Origin of the sequence: Gluconobacter sp. P1D12_c, from assembly GCF_018812105.1 — a bacterium.
GTDB lineage: Bacteria > Pseudomonadota > Alphaproteobacteria > Acetobacterales > Acetobacteraceae > Gluconobacter > Gluconobacter oxydans_A.
In genome coordinates this window covers 279,466-295,408 of record NZ_JACSIQ010000003.1, presented here as the reverse complement: position 1 = coordinate 295,408, position 15,943 = coordinate 279,466, and the positions used below count along the sequence as shown (strand labels likewise).

Here is a 15,943-nt window from a genome sequence, read left to right as displayed (position 1 = left end):
TTACACGCCCTCCGTCAGCGTGGCGGGAGAGAAAGCGGAAAAGCCATAGTGACGCAGCCAGCGCAGATCACTCTCATAGAAAGACCGAAGATCCGGAATACCGTTCTTGAGCATGGCCAAACGCTCGACGCCCATGCCGAACGCAAAGCCCTGCCATTCGGCCGGATCGAGGCCGCAATTTGCCAGAACGCGCGGGTGCACCATGCCCGAGCCGAGAACTTCCAGCCAGTCGGACCCACCGCCAATCTCGCCCGTGGCTTTTGACCAGCCGATATCCACTTCCATGGAGGGCTCGGTAAACGGGAAATAAGATGCACGGAAACGCACAGGCAAATTAGGCTTGTCGAAATAGACGCGCAGGAACTCGATCAGGCAGCCTTTGAGGTGCCCAAGAGTAATATTGCGGTCAATGACCAGCCCTTCGCACTGATGGAACATCGGGGAATGGGTCGCGTCATGATCGGCACGATAGGTGCGGCCAGGAGCAATGATGCGGATGGGCGGCTTCTGCCCCAGCATCGTCCGGATCTGAACACCAGACGTCTGCGTCCGCAGAACACGTGGTTCATTGCTGCCTGATTTGGGCGGAAGATAGAACGTATCGTGCTCGGTCCGTGCGGGATGGTGATCCGGCGTGTTAAGTGCCGAAAAATTATGCCACTGGCTTTCAACATCAGGCCCTTCAGCAACGGAAAAACCCATGGCGCCAAAGATGGCTGTCATTTCTTCAATGGTACGGCTGATCGGATGAATGGCGCCTGTCACCACAGAAGGGGCAGGCATCGTGATATCTACCCGTTCGGCTTTCAGGCGTTCCTGCAGCGCTTCTTCTTCGATTTCCCGACCGCGATCTTCGATCACCTTGGTCAATTCATCCCGCAGGCGGTTCAAGGCCTGTCCGCGCAGTTTGCGCTCCTCGGGATCAAGTTTGCCAAGCTGCTTCAGGAGCCCGGTCAGGGCACCGGACTTCCCCAGTGTTCCAACGCGAACGGCATCCCATTGCGCGCGGTCCTGAGCAGCGCCCAGCGCAGCAAGAGTTTCATTCTTCAGCGTGTCGAGATCGTCAGCCATACCGCCCATCGCTTACAGTACAAATACAAAACGGGCCGCCCTGATAACAGGACGGCCCGCCAGTCACCAGCCCCCACGCGTGGGGATCAGGTCTGAATAGCTCAGGCTGCGAGAGCAGCCTGTGCCTTCTTGACGATTTCTGCGAAAGCAGCTGCGTCGTCGAAAGCAATGGCAGCAAGGACCTTACGGTCGATCTCGATGCCAGCCTTGTCCAGGCCATTGATGAACTTGCTGTACGTCAGACCGTGCTCACGGACGGCAGCGTTGATACGCTGGATCCACAGAGCGCGGAAATCACGCTTCTTGTTGCGACGGTCGCGATACGCATAGCGCAGCGCCTTCTCAACGCGCTCGAGAGCAATACGGTAGTTCGTAGACGAACGGCCGCGGTAACCCTTGGCGAGATCGAGAACTTTCTTGTGACGGGCGTGCGTCGTTACGCCCCGCTTAACACGTGCCATGTACCTTAATCTCCCTTAGAGCCCGTAGGGCGCCCACTGCTTGATGGTCTTTGCGTCCATATCCGTCATGGTCTGAGGACCACGGTTGGTGCGCTTCATCTTCTGCGGGCGGTTGATAAGGCCGTGGCGCTTGTTGCCTGGGCCGCACATTACCTTGCCGGTCGCGGTGATCTTGAACCGCTTCTTGACCGACGACTTCGTCTTCATCTTGGGCATTTCGGTCTCCCTCGCCGTAAACGATTGGTCCCACCGGAGCGGGACTCTGCACGGCCGGGCATGCCACTTATGGCCCGGACGCGTACACGGAGCGGCTGCCTTATCCCATCGGACTGATTCCGCCAAGAACTTTATTTTCTTTAACGCGCAAGCAAAAGACGCCCCTTTGTTCAAGTCACGTCACTGTGATCTCGCTCACAGTGACGTGAGCAACATGAACCATCTGACATCTTGATTCTTAACGCGCTTCTATGTGTTTGTCCGAAGGTCAAGTGCTGCACCAAATAACAGCTCTAGGAACATCATGAGCACATCATCCCGGCCAGGGCTCTGGGCCCTGATCACGGCCGCGGTCTTCGCGCTTTGCGGCGCGATCCTTACCGTGGGCGGCGCATGGGCCGTTTCCCTCGGCGGCCCCCTGTATTATCTCCTCCTCGGCATCGCACTTCTTGCGACTGCCTTCCTCGCATGGCGCCGTAACCCGGCCGCACTGTGGCTCTTTGCTGCTGTAGTGTTCGCGACGGTCGTATGGGAACTCTCCGTGGTCGGTCTCGACCTCTGGGCGCTGGTTCCCCGCTCCGACATCGTGATCATTCTTGGCATCTGGCTGCTGATCCCGTTCGTATCCCGCCAGATCGGCGGCACACGCGCATCTGTCCTTCCCCTGGCAGGCTCCGTCGGTCTCGCCGTACTGGTGCTTGCTGCCGGTCTTTTCACAGACCCGCACGACATCAGCGGCAACCTGCCAACAGAGCTGACCAACGCAGCACCGGTTGACGCAGATAACGTTCCAGACAGCGAGTGGCACGCCTATGGCCGCACGCAGGCTGGCGATCGCTGGTCTCCGCTGAAGCAGATCAACTCGTCCAACGTTCAGAACCTCAAGGTGGCATGGCACATCCACACCAAGGATCTGATGGGACCAAACGATCCGGGCGAAGCAACCAACGAAGTCACGCCGATTGAATTCGACAACACGCTGTATCTGTGCTCGCTGCATCAGAAGCTCTGGGCCGTTGATGCTGCAACGGGTCACGTCAAATGGACGTTCGATCCGCATCTGCAGATCAACCCAGGCTTTCAGCATCTGACGTGCCGTGGCGTGAGCTTCCACCAGACACCGGCGGATGCCACGGACAGCGATGGCAATCCGGCTCCAACCGATTGCGCCAAGCGTATCGTGCTGCCCGTTAATGACGGCCGCCTTGTCGAAGTCGATGCTGAAACCGGTCAGAAATGCTCCGGCTTCGGAAACGACGGTGAACTGGATCTGCGCCTGCCGAACCAGCCTTACACCACGCCAGGCATGTATGAACCGACGTCTCCGCCGGTCATCACCGACAAGCTGATCATTGCCAACAGCGCTATCACCGATAACGGCTCCATCAAGCAGGCATCGGGCGCAACGCAGGCATTTGACGTTTATACCGGTAAGCGCGTCTGGGTGTTTGACGCATCCAACCCTGACCCGAACCAGATGCCAGACCCGGATCATCCGGTCTTCCATCCGAACTCTCCAAACTCCTGGATCGTGTCGTCCTACGACAAGAACCTGAACCTCGTTTACATCCCAATGGGCGTAGGCACGCCGGATCAGTGGGGCGGTTACCGCACCAAGGAATCCGAGCGCTTTGCTCCGGGTATCGTCGCGCTGAACGCAGAGACGGGTAAGCTGGCCTGGTATTACCAGACCGTTCACCATGACCTGTGGGACATGGACGCCCCGTCCCAGCCGAGCCTCGTAGACATCACGTCGAAAGACGGCACGATTGTTCCGTCCATCTACGTTCCGACGAAGACTGGCGACATTTTCGTTCTTGACCGTCGTACGGGCAAGGAAGTCGTCCCGGCTCCGGAAACACCGGTTCCTGGTGGCGCCGCACCGGGCGATCACACCAGCTCAACGCAGCCGATGTCTCAGCTGAGCCTGCGTCCGAAGGCAGCCCTCTCCGATTCCGATATCTGGGGTGGCACAATCTTCGATCAGATGTTCTGCAGCATCTACTTCCACTCCCTTCGCTATGAAGGTCCGTTCACGCCGCCGTCACTCCAGGGATCTCTGATCTTCCCGGGCGACCTCGGCATGTTCGAATGGGGTGGTCTGGCTGTTGATCCGCAGCGTCAGGTGGCTTTTGCCAACCCGATCTCGCTGCCGTTCGTTTCCCGTCTGGTGCCCCGTGGTCCGGGTAACCCGCTATGGCCGGAACCGAACGCAAAGGGCTCCGGTGGCGAAACCGGTCTACAGCCGAACTACGGCATCCCCTATGCTGTTGATCTGCATCCGTTCATGGACCCGGTCCTGCTGCCGCTTGGCATCAAGATGCCTTGCCGTACGCCGCCTTGGGGTTATGTGGCCGGTATCGATCTGCGCACCAACAAGGTGGTCTGGCAGCATCGTAACGGTACGCTCCGTGACTCCATGCACGGCAGCTCCCTGCCCATCCCGCTGCCTCCGATCAAGATCGGCGTCCCGAGCCTCGGCGGCCCGCTCTCCACGGCTGGCAACGTTGGCTTCCTGACGGGCACGATGGACTACTACATCCGCGCCTACGACCTGACGACAGGTAAGACCCTGTGGCAGGATCGCCTCCCAGCTGGCGCGCAAGCCACGCCAATGACCTATGCGGTCAATGGAAAGCAGTTCGTTGTCACCTATGCTGGTGGCCACAACTCCTTCCCAACCGTCATGGGCGACGACCTTATTGCTTACAGCCTTGCTGATCAGAAGTGATCATTGAGTAAGCATTGGTTATCGAGAAAAAGGGGTACCTTCGGGTGCCCCTTTTTTTGTCTTCAAGTCCCGGCAAAAGCTTTCTAAGGTCTCGTTACGTTATGAAATATATTCCATAAAGTAAGGGCAGCATGCATTTTTCTCGATCTGGAATGGCTCTGGCCGTCTTTGGCCTCATCGCCGTCGCTCCGTCTCCAGCCCACAGTGATGATACTGCTTCCGTAACGGCGGTTCTGGATCCGAGCCATCACGGACGTCTCGTCTATCCACCGGCTGAACTTGAACTGCGGCATTCGGGATCGGCGCACATTGTCTGCGTCATCACAAAGGACGGTCAGCCCCAAAGCTGCGAAACGTCAGCGAGCGCACCCGATTTCGCACTTGCAGCGGAAGCCTATGCCTATTCGTCCAAGTTTCTTCCGGCATACCAGGACAGCAAACCCATTGAAGGCCGGTGGGAAAAGACCATTCCCTTCGAGGCTCATGGAACAGCAACTCTCCCCGTCGTGGATCATGAGCACAGTCCACGCCCCTACTATCCAGACTTTGCGAACGACAGGAATATTACAGGAAGAGTAGCCGTCACCTGTCAGGTTGATACCGCAGGCATCGCGCATGACTGTACCGCCAGCCCGGGGCCCGAAATTTTACGACGGGCATCGCTCGCCTATTTCACGCTGGCCAGATACCTTCCGGCTATGAAAGACGGGCAGCCCATCTCTGCTCCCTATCATGGCAACATAAACTGGGAATCAGACGCGAAAGACCGGAATGACGGGTTCCGCTGAAACCTTGTGTCTGCAGGCCAGTCCATTCCATAATCAGTGTCGAAAGCCCTGTCGGTTCAGGGCAAAAACTGCACAGAGGCTACGCATGACCCTTCGCAAATTTGCTCTCCTTGCCTTCGCTACCGTCGCTTTAGGCGGCCAGTTTGCACATGCCAAGTCTCAGCCTTGCCGGGACGCCAAAGGCAAATTCACCAAGTGTGAAGCCCCCAAGAAGCCAAAGGCCTGCCGGGATGCCAAAGGCAAGTTCACCAAGTGTGACGTAACAGCTCCACAAGTTGCTCAGCCTGCTCACTAAGCTCAAACAAAAAAAGCCCCTGTCAGCAGACGCTGGCAGGGGCTTTTTTGAAAGACTGAGGTCGTCAGGCAGCAGCACGCTTGAGGATCGCCTGAGCCATTGCCTCAACACCATTCCCACGGTTCGTGGACAGTGCTTTGACCAGCCCCATATCATGCAAAAAGACCGGGCTCGTCTGAAGGATCTCTTCACGGCTTCGCCCTGAGTACACTCTCAGCAAAAGGGCTACCAATCCCTGAACAATGGCCGCATCTGAAGCGCCGGCAAAGAAGAGCTTACCATCACGGTCTTCCGCTTCGAGCCAGACCTGGCTTTGACACCCGGGCACACGGTGGACATCGTCCTGCCAGTCCGAAGGGAAAGCCGGAAGTTTGCGGCCCATTTCAATAATATACTGATACCGCTCCATCCAGTCGTCGAACATCGCCAGTTCGGCTTCAATTTCCTCGATGGCAGCGGTCGCCGTCTCTTCCTGAGGGGCAAGAAAGGCATCACTCACAAAAAACGTCTCCGTCACAGGATAAAGCGGCTCAAATCACCCTTGCGGGCAAGCGGCGCCACCCTGTCACGAACATCCTCTGCCGTCACCCTCACGGTTTCGCCTTTCCGGTCAGATGCAGAAAATGAGATGTCCTCCAGCAGCTTTTCCAGAACTGTTGCCAAACGGCGGGCCCCAATGTTTTCAACCCGCTCGTTAATATCAGCCGCCAGTTCCGCCAAAGCATCAACGGCATCGTCACCGAATTCCAGCGTCACACCTTCCGTACCCAGCAGACTCACATACTGCTTCAGAAGCGAATGCTCAGGCTCCAGCAGAATACGCTTCAGATCGTCCCTGCTCAGGCCAGCCAACTCCACACGGATAGGCAGACGCCCCTGCAATTCCGGCAGAAGATCTGAAGGCTTGGCAATGTGAAAGGCTCCGGACGCGATAAATAGGATATGGTCCGTCTTCACCGAGCCATACTTCGTGCTGACAGTCGTCCCCTCAATCAGCGGAAGAAGATCACGCTGCACGCCTTCACGAGAGACATCTCCGCTGCGCGTTCCATGCTCAGATGTCGCACAGACCTTGTCGATTTCATCCAGGAACACGATGCCATGGTTCTGGGTGTGCTCGATCGCTTCACGCGTCAGGGCTTCATCATCCAGAAGTTTGTCAGCTTCCTCACGGATTAACTGCTCGCGGGCCACGGAAACCTTCAGTTTCTTGCGTGAAGGCATCCGGTTCATGAATCCCTTCATCATATCGTTGAAACTGATGACCTGCCCAAGCTGGAGCCCTGGAATATCGCCGCTCTCCTTACCGCGCTGTGGATCAGGCGCAATCTGGATTTCAATTTCCTTGTCCTCCAAAGCGCCATCTCGCAGCATCTGGCGAAACTTTACCTTGGTGTCGGCTGTCGCGCCTTCGCCAACCAGCGCATCAACGAGCCGGGTTTCAGCCGCCGCTTCAGCTTTCTCCTGCACATCTTTGCGGCGCCCATCCCGCAGCATGGTCAGCGAAACCTCAACAAGATCCCGGACAATACTGTCCACGTCCCGCCCAACGTAGCCAACTTCCGTAAACTTCGTCGCTTCCACTTTCAGGAACGGAGACTGCGCCAGCTTGGCCAGTCGACGGGCGATTTCTGTCTTGCCGCAACCAGTCGGGCCGATCATGAGAATGTTCTTGGGAACAACCTCATCCTTCAAGCCGTCAGGAAGCTGGGACCGACGCCAGCGATTACGCATCGCGATGGCAACCGCACGTTTTGCGTCGGACTGGCCAACAATAAAGCGATCAAGCTCGGATACGATTTCGTGGGGGGCAAAATTTGGAACAGACATCTCAGGAGGCCTCCCCGCCTAATGTTTCCAGCGTCACGGAATAGTTCGTGTAAACGCAGATATCACCGGCAATTTTCATGGACCGACGCGCGATTTCTTCGGCGCTCAGGCCCTCCACCGTCATCAATGCCCGCGCTGCAGACAGTGCGTAATTTCCGCCAGAGCCAATGGCCACAATGCCGTCTTCCGGCTCCAGCACATCGCCATTTCCGGTCAGGGTGAAAGAGCGATCTGCGTCAGCCACCAGCATCATGGCTTCCAGACGCCGCAGATAGCGGTCCGTACGCCAGTCTTTCGCCAGTTCGACGCAGGCCCGCTCAAGCTGCCCTGGATACCGCTCCAGTTTCGCTTCAAGCCGCTCCAGCAGGGTAAAGGCGTCAGCCGTGGCACCAGCAAAACCCGCCAGGATATTGCTGTGAGGGCCAATTCGCCGAACCTTGCGAGCATTACCCTTGATGACGGTCTGCCCGAGGGAGACCTGGCCGTCCCCCGCCATAGCCACCCGGCCATCGCGACGGACACAAAGAATGGTCGTGCCATGCCAGCCGACCGGATCGTGGGGAGTGATTTGGTAAGACATCACTCAAAAAGATGGTGCGGATATAGCGCCTGACAAGAGGACCTCTCCCGTCAGGTTATATTGCCCCCTGCATCAACCGCTTGATCGCATCCTGAAGACCTTTTTGTGTAAAGGGCTTGGGCAACGGCGCATTTTCAGACTGCGCATCTGTGTGCCCACTGATAAACAGCACTTTCAGCTCAGGCATTTTGTCCATCAGAATGGCTGCGCATGTTGGGCCATCATGATCAGGCATACGCATATCAATCACAGCCAGATCGAATGGACCATTTTCGTCTGTAAGGGTCAGAGCTTCCGCCAGAGACGACGCAGCGGCTACATTATGCCCGTCATGGCGAAGGAAACCCTCCGTCACCATACGAACCGGCGCCTCATCATCGACGACCAATACCCTCAGTAAATGAGGTTTCTCACCATACGCGACCCGACCTGCCATGACATCGCTTCGGACAACAGGAAGCAGCAATGTCATGCACGTCCCCTTGCCAGGCGTGCTGTCCACAACGATCTCGCCGTAACTCCGGCTCAGGAAGCCATACACACTGGAAAGGCCCAGCCCTGTTCCACGCCCCACATCTTTGGTGGTGAAGAATGGATCAAAAATCCGCTTCATCACCTCGGGTGACATGCCCTCACCTTCATCAACCACATCAATGGCTACCGCACGATCCAGACAGCATTCCGGAGGCAGCGTTTTGAACTTCTGCCCCACTACACGCGCCGAAACCGACACTGTTCCACCCTGCGTCATGGCATCCCGAGCATTCACACAGAGATTCAGAAGCGCCATTTCAAGCTGGTCCTGATCTGACCAGACAGCGGGGAAGTCAGCAGGCATATCCTCAAGCGACAGCTTGCAGGCCACACTTCTTTCGCCACTTCGACGCTTGAGACTTTGAACCAGAAGCGCTTCCAGCCCCGGCAGAAGGTCCTGCAAAGCCACCGGTGCCAGACGTGCCTCACGTGGACGTCCAAACTGAAGCAACCGGCGTGTCAGCACAGCACCACGCTGCGCAGATTCCATAGCGTTCTTCACCAGAGCACCGGATGTCTCATCCAGGTCCACCATGTCTTCCAGCAATTCCAGGGACCCGGAGATGGCAGCGAGAAGATTGTTGAAGTCGTGCGCAATTCCCCCGGCCAATGTGCCCAGGGACTGAAGCTTGTCTGCCTGCCGCAGCCGGCTTTCCATCAGCACTCGCTGCGTAACGTCCCGGTCCATGCTGACCTGCCATCGGTCTTCCGTCGGCACACCCTGCGGCCACGCCAGAGAAAGGCGACTCAATTCGTGCCAGCGCTGAACGGTTCCTCCGTCATGATCTGGCAGAACTTCAGCAACCAGCCGCTCTTCCTGCCCCGTGCTACGCACATTGTCGCGCATTTGCTGAACATCAGCACGCAGCACTTCCGGGAAATGCATCAGTTCGTCGTTCAGATCCTGTGCAGCTTCATCGCGCACGTTACTGCGAATACAGCGCCCCTGAGCATCCGAAAAAACAAGCCCCATCGGAAGGGCATCCATCAGACCCCGCAACAGAGCCTGTTCCGTCTGCAACGCCCGTTGGGCAATACAATGCTGCGTCACTTCCCCGACCAAAGACCGAAGCGCGTCCGAATCCCAGGGTTTGTGCACGTAAGCCTGCACCTGCCCGAGGTTCAGGGCAGACACCACAGCATCAAGATCCGCATAGCCTGTCAGCAGAATACTACGCGCATCCGAGAACTCACGCGCCCGCATCAGCAGCTGATCCCCCGTCAGTCCGGGCATCCGCTGATCGGAGATAATGGTGGCAACATCCGGATGCGCCCGCAAAAGCTCCAGAGCTCGCAGTGGATCCGTCGTTGCAAGAATTTCGTACTGGTCTTCCAGCAGATCTTCCAGGGCGACAAGGATTTCTTCTTCGTCATCCACCAGCAGAATACGAGGACGTAATGGCCCCTTCACGCTCCACACACTCATACGGAACGTCCCGTTGCCACCGGCCCATCTTCCGTCATTGTGACGGGAAGGCTGAGCCGGAAACACGCCCCTATTCCGCGGCCATCCGGCAAATGGGCATCTGTGATTTCGATAATGCCATCATGGGCTTCCATCACACTATAAGCGATCGCAAGCCCCAACCCTGTGCCTGTTCCAACCGGCTTGGTTGTGAAGAACGGATCAAACACCCTGTTTCTCAGTTCCATCGGCAAACCCGGACCGTCATCGCTTATCGTCATGTCATACCGGCCATTTTCAAGACGGGACTTGATCACAATACGCCCCTGCACCGGGCCGCCCTCAGGCGAGATATCCGCCAATGCATCGGCCGCATTGGAAATAATGTTCATAACCACCTGATTCAGAAACGCAGGCTGACAGACCAAATGCGCCGGAGCCTGCAAATCCTTTTCAATTCTAATGTCCGGGCCAAGCTTGTGTCCCAGCAACGCCAGTGCTGTCTCAAGTGCACTAGGAACATCGACTGTCTGGAATGAACTTTCATCCAGCCGGGAAAATCGCCGGAGACTCAAAACGAGATTCTGAATCCGCTGCAACCCGAGCTTCATGGATTCCAGACGTGAAATCCCCTTCTGCATGAGCGGCGCCCCATCCTCCGGGCTCCCCAGTGTCTGAAGACGTTTCAACGTCCGCTCCACTGTATCGGCATGAGCAATTGTGAAGGCTAGCGGATTGTTAATCTCATGAGCGATACCCGCCACCAACTCACCCAACGAAGCCATCTTGGCAGTCTGCACGAGTTTCGACTGCGCCTGAATCAACTGTTCGTTTGTTCGCGCCAATTCCATATTGGCCTGCGCCAGAGCTTCAGCCATTTCGGCCTTCGCCCTTGCCGCTTCCAAAGTAAGCGCATTCTGCTGGCGCTCAATTTCCTGCTGCCGGAACTCATCCTGCGCCATGCGTCTCTGCGCCAGCGTCCTGATCCGCATGGCGAGGGCTTCTATGGCAATATCGCTGGGAACCAGGTCGTCAATGCCGGCCTCGAAGAATTCACCGGAAGATTGTCTCCGGAAGCGTGAAGCCTCCACAATGCCAAGCGTTCGGAACGGAATTCCACCAGCTTCGAGAACAGCCTGACGCCGCGCATCCAGAAGGCGGCAGAACTTGAGATCTTCATCTCCGCTCCCCAGTTCCAGAACTAGGCAGTCCGGGCCATCTGCCCCGCGCAACCATCCACCATCAATCAGATCGTCTGAACGCTCGATGGACGTGACCGTATGCCCATCACGCCAGAGCAGCTCACCCAACGTTGTCTCGGGTGCATCCTCGGTAATCTCTTCGTCTTCCTCCTCTTCCCGGGGAGAATTGACGATAACAATTCTTGCCCGGCGAAAGCGAGAGGCTTCATCCACCTGAAGAAGCTCCGGTCCTTCCCGAAGCAAAGCCCGCATCCGCAACACCAGCAGGTCAGGATGAGCGGATTTGGAAATATAGGCATCTGCCCCACTTTCCAGCCCCTCTCGCTCACCGCCGGGAAAAGCATCTTCCGTCAGCATCAGGATCGGGATGGTGCGGGTCAGGGCATCCAGCCTCAAACGCCGCGCCAACTGCCCACCCGTCATACCGGGGAGCTCAGAGCACACGACCACAAGGTCAGGCATCAGATCCTCAACCGTTCCCAAAGCAGCTTCGCCACTGCCGAGACAGGTGACGGTGAAGCCTTCCTTCAGAAGAACACGCCAGATCCGCTGGGCATGAGCATCATCCGGCTCTACGAGCAGAACACGTGCGGTCTCTGTGGCTCCGAGTGGAGCTTTAAGATCAGAAGGCAGCATGAGAATGACGGAATGTTTGCATTAACGGCCTCTTGCAGCTAGTCCGAAGCTGATGTTCGTCCGATTTCCAAGGGGCGAAGATAACTCCCGTTACCGGATCAGTGGAAGCCGTATCTCATGGACATTCAGCCCTCGCGCAACCTGACGGATCGCCTGCTCAACTCCCGCAGCGGGGAAAGCGGCTCTCTTTCAACCGGCGCGCTGGTCCGGACGGGCATCTGGTCCATCTGCTATTTCGCCTTCTACTTCGCCCAACAGGTCGCAGAGCTTCTCGCTCCGCTTCTCCTGATTCTTGGTCTTGGCTGGTACATCCTTCCGCACATCGTGAATGCCATCACGACAAGTGCTGCAAGCGCTGACCCGCAGGCGAAAGACATCATGAACCATGTAGCGGGCACCCTGCCGACCCATCTTCAGATCGGCAATCACCTGCTGACCCCAGGCTCCCTTATGTTCGACGGCTTTCTCCTGATGGGACTTGCCGCAATCGGAGCGACCCTGTCCGCGCTGGCTGCTCGCAACATGTAAACCCCAGGCTCAGGGAGTAAGGACATGGCCGATACCAGGCCATAAAGTCACCAACTCCCCAACCTTCCAGTGCCACAGTGCGGCCACGCCTCCGCCGACCACCACGAGGCTAAGCCCCCACGCGGCACTCCACGTCCCAAGACTTCCGATCATTTTCGTACCGACAGTCTCAGGTTTACCCAAACCATGGGTTACTGTCCGGGAATGTAGAACAAACGCATGTTTCGCAGCGTTCCGTGCTTCCGACGCGCTTAATCCAACAGGATAAGACTGTGATGTTTCTGGGCCTGGAGGCTCCTCAGTCTCAGCCTTGAGCAAGGACAAGTCATCAGGCGGACTTTGTGCAAGCTCCGGCTCGTGCGTCTCTTGTAAAGACCAGCTATCCCCACAGTTCGCGCAGCGCAGCCGCCGCGCCTGCTCCAAAAGTGCATCAGGCACTTCAAAAACAGCATGACAGTGGGGACATTCAACACGCATCACGGTATCCTTCAAAAATCAGACCGTACCGGCCTCGGTCTGACCTCAACTGGGTTGCCCATATGACGAGGTTGTCGTTAATAAATGGTTAATACACCTGCAACACCTTTGATCGTTTTCATATGATCCGCCTACGCGATGTCTCCCTGAAACCTGCTGGCGTTGGGCAGCCTGTTCTGCACGGCATGACCCTGACGATCCCTCAGGGAGAATTTCGCTGGCTTCTAGGGCCATCAGGCGCAGGCAAATCCAGCCTTCTCAAGCTTCTGACACTCGGGGCAAAACCTGCCTCTGGCCAAATGGATATTCTCAACACCCCAGTCACGGGCGCCAGCCGAAGCACCCTCCGGAACCTGAGAAGACGTATTGGGTTCGTCCCGCAGGATTACCGTCTGATCGGCGAGTGGAATGTTTTTGATAACGTCGCCCTCCCGTTGCGTCTGCGCGGGCGCTCCGAACGCGATATTCGACAAGAGGTTTTTGCTGTCCTGGACTGGCTGGATGTCTCCCCGCACGCCCATTCCCGGCCAACCACTCTTTCCGGGGGCGAACAGCAGCGTGTTGCCATTGCACGCGCCCTGATCGGACGACCCGATATCCTTCTCGCCGATGAACCAACAAACGCTCTGGAGGACTCTCAGGCCAGACGCCTTCTTGCAACGTTCCAGGAACTGATTGATCTGGGAACAACCGTGATTGTCGCGACGCATAACGAAGGTCTCGTGCGCGATGCTCCCGCCCCATCCATCATACTCCGTGATGGCACGCTCGATCCGCATGCAAATGAGGCGATAGCGTGAGCCGCCGCGTCTCTCCCGGTCTGCGCTCAGGCAGCCTCCCACTGCTTGTTGCTCTCATGACCCTGCTGGCAGGCTTGGCCCTCGCTGGTTTGACCGGTGTTCAAGCGCTTGCCGATGGCTGGGCGCAGGCGGCCCGAAGTGCTGCAACGATCGAAATCCCGACGGACATTCCAAACGCCTCAGATCGCACGGACGCACTCATTCACGCTCTCAAAGCCTTGCCGGGCGTTACCAACCTGCAAAAGCTCTCCACAGACAAAGTGCAGGATCTACTGGCTCCCTGGCTTGGCCAGCCTACAGATTCACGGAAAGGTCTGCCGGGCCTCTCTCTGCCCACCGTCCTCATCGTCGCCCACACGCCTGACGCTAACCTAGGCTCCACTGTTCATGAGACGCTTCCAGAAGCCATTGTTCAGGAAGACATGCAATGGGGCCAGAGACTTGAACATTTAGGCACAAGCCTCGTCGGATGCGCCTGGCTTGCCGTTATCCTGATCGCAGCCATTGCCGTTTTATCCATTGGCATCACTGTCCGCCGCTCTGTCGCTGCCCAGAAACGGGCTGTGGAAATCGTGCATTCCCTTGGCGCCGGGGACTTTACAATTTCCAGCCATATTGCCGGTCGGGCTGCACTCCTCAGCTTTATGGGCGGCGTGGCTGGCCTCGTCCTTCTGACGCCACTGACAACCTCCCTTGCCACAACCCTCGCCCCCTTCACGCATCAGGCCGCCGTGCCAAGCACCTTTCCGACAACACTGGATGGCTGGTGGACAACACTCCGCATTTTACCTCTCAGCCTCCTGAAAGAGCTCGGTGCCCTGCCCGTTATTGCGGCTTTTCTGGGATGGATCACAGCTCAGGGCGTTGTGCTCGTGTGGCTCCGTCGATTGCCGTGAGGGCCTTTCTTTCCTCGCTGTTTCTTATTGCCGTGCTTTGGTCGGCTGGTTTTGTCTGGTTCATCCACGATTCCCGACAGCCACCGCATGTTGCCAGTGTCTGCGATGGCATCGTCACCCTCACAGGCGGCCAATCCCGTATCGAAACCTCCCTCACCCTTCTCAAGGGCGGATATGGCCAGCTTCTACTGATTTCTGGCGTCGGGCCCCATGTTACACTCGATCAACTGGTGCGCCTTCAGAACCAGACGCTTTCCAGCGATCTGGCCAGCCGCGTCACTCTGGGCCGCCGCGCCGTCAGTACAATTGGTAATGCTTATGAGACCACGACGTGGGCCAGAGATCACAAGATGCACAGCCTGCTGGTCGTTACCGCTGGCTACCACATTCGCCGCGCCATTATAGAGCTCAGCCGGACTGCCCCAGATCTGGAACTCGTGCCTTATCCGGTTCTCCCGCCAGCTCTGGAAGCGCCACTGTCCCGCCAGACCCTGCATTTACTCATCCGGGAATATTTCAAACTTCTGGGCGCAGAGCTTGGTAACTTGACGGGCCTGCCAGACGGCAAGATTGGCCTTACGCCTCACTAAGACCTCTTGTGCAACTACAGCTTTTCTGGTGAGCAGACAAAATTATGAGCATTCTTCGCGGCCTGCTGTTCAATCTTTATTTCCTGATCCTCACAGTCATCATGGGCCTCGGGGCAATCCCGATCCGCCTCATGAAGCGACAGGATCTGGCACTCTCTTACGCCAAACTCTGGTCCAGAGCGGTGCTGTTTGGATTTGCACAGCTTTGCTCCGTGAAAATCGAAGTTCAGGGTCGGGATAATATTCCTGCAGGCCCAAGCCTCATTGCATCCCAGCATCAGTCTTTCTTCGATGGCTTCGTGTGGATGAATCTGGTTCCCCTCCCGACCTACATCATCAAGGCGGAACTGACTAAAATACCCCTCGTCGGCCCCATGCTTGTTCTGAGCGGCATGATCCCTGTGGAACGAAGCGCTGGATCTAAAGCCCTGCGGACCATGATGAAAGACAGCGCACGCGCTCACGCATCTGACAGACAGATTATTATCTTTCCTGAAGGTACACGCACACTCCCCGGAGAGCGCCACCCCATCCAACCGGGCATTATTGCTTTAGCCCGACAGGCTAATGTTCCTGTCGTGCCGGTCGCCACCAATTCCGGCCTCTTCTGGGACCGATCTCCCTGGCGGAAAAAACCGGGTGTTTTGAAGGTCGTCATCGGCGCGCCACTCCCCTCCACAGAGGGACGCAACGGCTTCACGACCGCGCTGAACGAAGCATGGGATGAACTGTGCGCAACCCATGAATTACCGCGCAATACTGTGGATAACTCTGTGGAGCTTCAGAGGGTTTAGCCGCCGCCGGAACAGAAGGAGTTTTGAGGCTACAGGCTTCGGGCGAATCTCAAGAAACCTAACAGTTTCCACACGTAGCTAAAAAACCCTGTTTTTCTGCGGTTTTCAG

Annotated in this window: 17 protein-coding genes; 8 read left to right on the top strand and 9 right to left on the bottom strand. The window is 57.1% G+C overall.

Going from position 1 to position 15,943, the window contains the following annotated elements:
* From pheS to rpmI, 3 genes are all read right to left on the bottom strand, one after another.
* Entirely contained in the window at positions 1–1,071 is a 1,071-nt protein-coding gene (gene pheS, locus KP705_RS05250; RefSeq protein ID WP_046902032.1) for a phenylalanine--tRNA ligase subunit alpha, read from the bottom strand.
* A 101-nt stretch (positions 1,072–1,172) separates the two neighbouring features.
* The gene (rplT, locus tag KP705_RS05245; protein ID WP_007282845.1) at positions 1,173–1,532 is read right to left on the bottom strand and encodes a 50S ribosomal protein L20; all 360 of its coding nucleotides are present in this window, start codon (positions 1,530–1,532) and stop codon (positions 1,173–1,175) included.
* 15 nt (positions 1,533–1,547) lie between these two features.
* Positions 1,548–1,748: a 50S ribosomal protein L35 gene (rpmI, locus tag KP705_RS05240; protein WP_046901279.1), complete on the bottom strand. Its 201-nt coding sequence runs from the start codon at positions 1,746–1,748 to the stop codon at positions 1,548–1,550.
* Between the two features lie 304 nt (positions 1,749–2,052).
* Between rpmI and KP705_RS05235 the strand changes: the two genes are divergently transcribed.
* The 3 genes from KP705_RS05235 to KP705_RS05225 all read left to right on the top strand — a co-directional run bounded on the left by KP705_RS05235 (position 2,053) and on the right by KP705_RS05225 (position 5,562).
* The gene (locus tag KP705_RS05235; protein ID WP_215764140.1) at positions 2,053–4,479 is read left to right on the top strand and encodes a glucose/quinate/shikimate family membrane-bound PQQ-dependent dehydrogenase; all 2,427 of its coding nucleotides are present in this window, start codon (positions 2,053–2,055) and stop codon (positions 4,477–4,479) included.
* A 131-nt stretch (positions 4,480–4,610) separates the two neighbouring features.
* Positions 4,611–5,267, top strand: coding sequence for an energy transducer TonB (locus KP705_RS05230; protein WP_052750060.1), 657 nt, complete (start codon positions 4,611–4,613; stop codon positions 5,265–5,267).
* A gap of 85 nt (positions 5,268–5,352) precedes the next feature.
* A complete protein-coding gene (locus tag KP705_RS05225; protein ID WP_215764139.1) occupies positions 5,353–5,562 on the top strand; it encodes a hypothetical protein in 210 nt (69 codons plus the stop codon).
* A 64-nt stretch (positions 5,563–5,626) separates the two neighbouring features.
* Here KP705_RS05225 and KP705_RS05220 read toward each other — a convergent pair whose 3' ends face one another.
* Genes KP705_RS05220 through KP705_RS05200 form a run of 5 tightly spaced genes read right to left on the bottom strand, consistent with a single transcriptional unit; the run spans position 5,627 to position 11,749 of the window.
* Complete coding sequence (locus KP705_RS05220; RefSeq protein ID WP_099213278.1) at positions 5,627–6,061, bottom strand: SufE family protein; 435 nt, start codon at positions 6,059–6,061, stop codon at positions 5,627–5,629.
* 14 nt (positions 6,062–6,075) lie between these two features.
* Positions 6,076–7,392 carry an ATP-dependent protease ATPase subunit HslU gene (gene hslU / locus KP705_RS05215; RefSeq protein WP_215764138.1) on the bottom strand — a complete coding sequence of 439 codons (1,317 nt, stop codon included), beginning with the start codon at positions 7,390–7,392 and terminating at the stop codon, positions 6,076–6,078.
* A gap of 1 nt (position 7,393) precedes the next feature.
* Positions 7,394–7,972, bottom strand: coding sequence for an ATP-dependent protease subunit HslV (gene hslV, locus KP705_RS05210; RefSeq protein WP_200898348.1), 579 nt, complete (start codon positions 7,970–7,972; stop codon positions 7,394–7,396).
* A gap of 55 nt (positions 7,973–8,027) precedes the next feature.
* Positions 8,028–9,932, bottom strand: a complete 1,905-nt coding sequence (locus KP705_RS05205) for a response regulator (protein WP_046901273.1) — start codon at positions 9,930–9,932, stop codon at positions 8,028–8,030.
* Positions 9,929–11,749, bottom strand: a complete 1,821-nt coding sequence (locus KP705_RS05200; protein ID WP_046901272.1) for an ATP-binding protein — start codon at positions 11,747–11,749, stop codon at positions 9,929–9,931. Before KP705_RS05200 ends, KP705_RS05205 begins: the two co-directional genes overlap by 4 nt.
* 117 nt (positions 11,750–11,866) lie before the next feature.
* Between KP705_RS05200 and KP705_RS05195 the strand changes: the two genes are divergently transcribed.
* Positions 11,867–12,277 (top strand): hypothetical protein, encoded by a 411-nt coding sequence (locus tag KP705_RS05195; protein WP_046901271.1) that lies wholly within the window; start codon positions 11,867–11,869, stop codon positions 12,275–12,277.
* A 9-nt stretch (positions 12,278–12,286) separates the two neighbouring features.
* Here KP705_RS05195 and KP705_RS05190 read toward each other — a convergent pair whose 3' ends face one another.
* On the bottom strand, positions 12,287–12,754 hold the full coding sequence (locus KP705_RS05190; RefSeq protein WP_046901270.1) for a zinc-ribbon domain-containing protein: 468 nt from the start codon (positions 12,752–12,754) through the stop codon (positions 12,287–12,289).
* 122 nt (positions 12,755–12,876) lie between these two features.
* Here KP705_RS05190 and KP705_RS05185 point away from each other — a divergent pair, with 122 nt between their 5' ends.
* The 4 genes from KP705_RS05185 to KP705_RS05170 are packed head-to-tail and all read left to right on the top strand — an operon-like array spanning position 12,877 to position 15,834.
* Positions 12,877–13,554, top strand: coding sequence for a cell division ATP-binding protein FtsE (locus KP705_RS05185; RefSeq protein WP_215764137.1), 678 nt, complete (start codon positions 12,877–12,879; stop codon positions 13,552–13,554).
* A complete protein-coding gene (locus KP705_RS05180; RefSeq protein ID WP_215764136.1) occupies positions 13,551–14,450 on the top strand; it encodes an FtsX-like permease family protein in 900 nt (299 codons plus the stop codon). Before KP705_RS05185 ends, KP705_RS05180 begins: the two co-directional genes overlap by 4 nt.
* Entirely contained in the window at positions 14,447–15,040 is a 594-nt protein-coding gene (locus KP705_RS05175) for a YdcF family protein (protein WP_215764135.1), read from the top strand. Before KP705_RS05180 ends, KP705_RS05175 begins: the two co-directional genes overlap by 4 nt.
* Before the next feature lie 44 nt (positions 15,041–15,084).
* Positions 15,085–15,834, top strand: a complete 750-nt coding sequence (locus KP705_RS05170; protein WP_211513447.1) for a 1-acyl-sn-glycerol-3-phosphate acyltransferase — start codon at positions 15,085–15,087, stop codon at positions 15,832–15,834.
* Positions 15,835–15,943 lie beyond the last annotated feature (109 nt).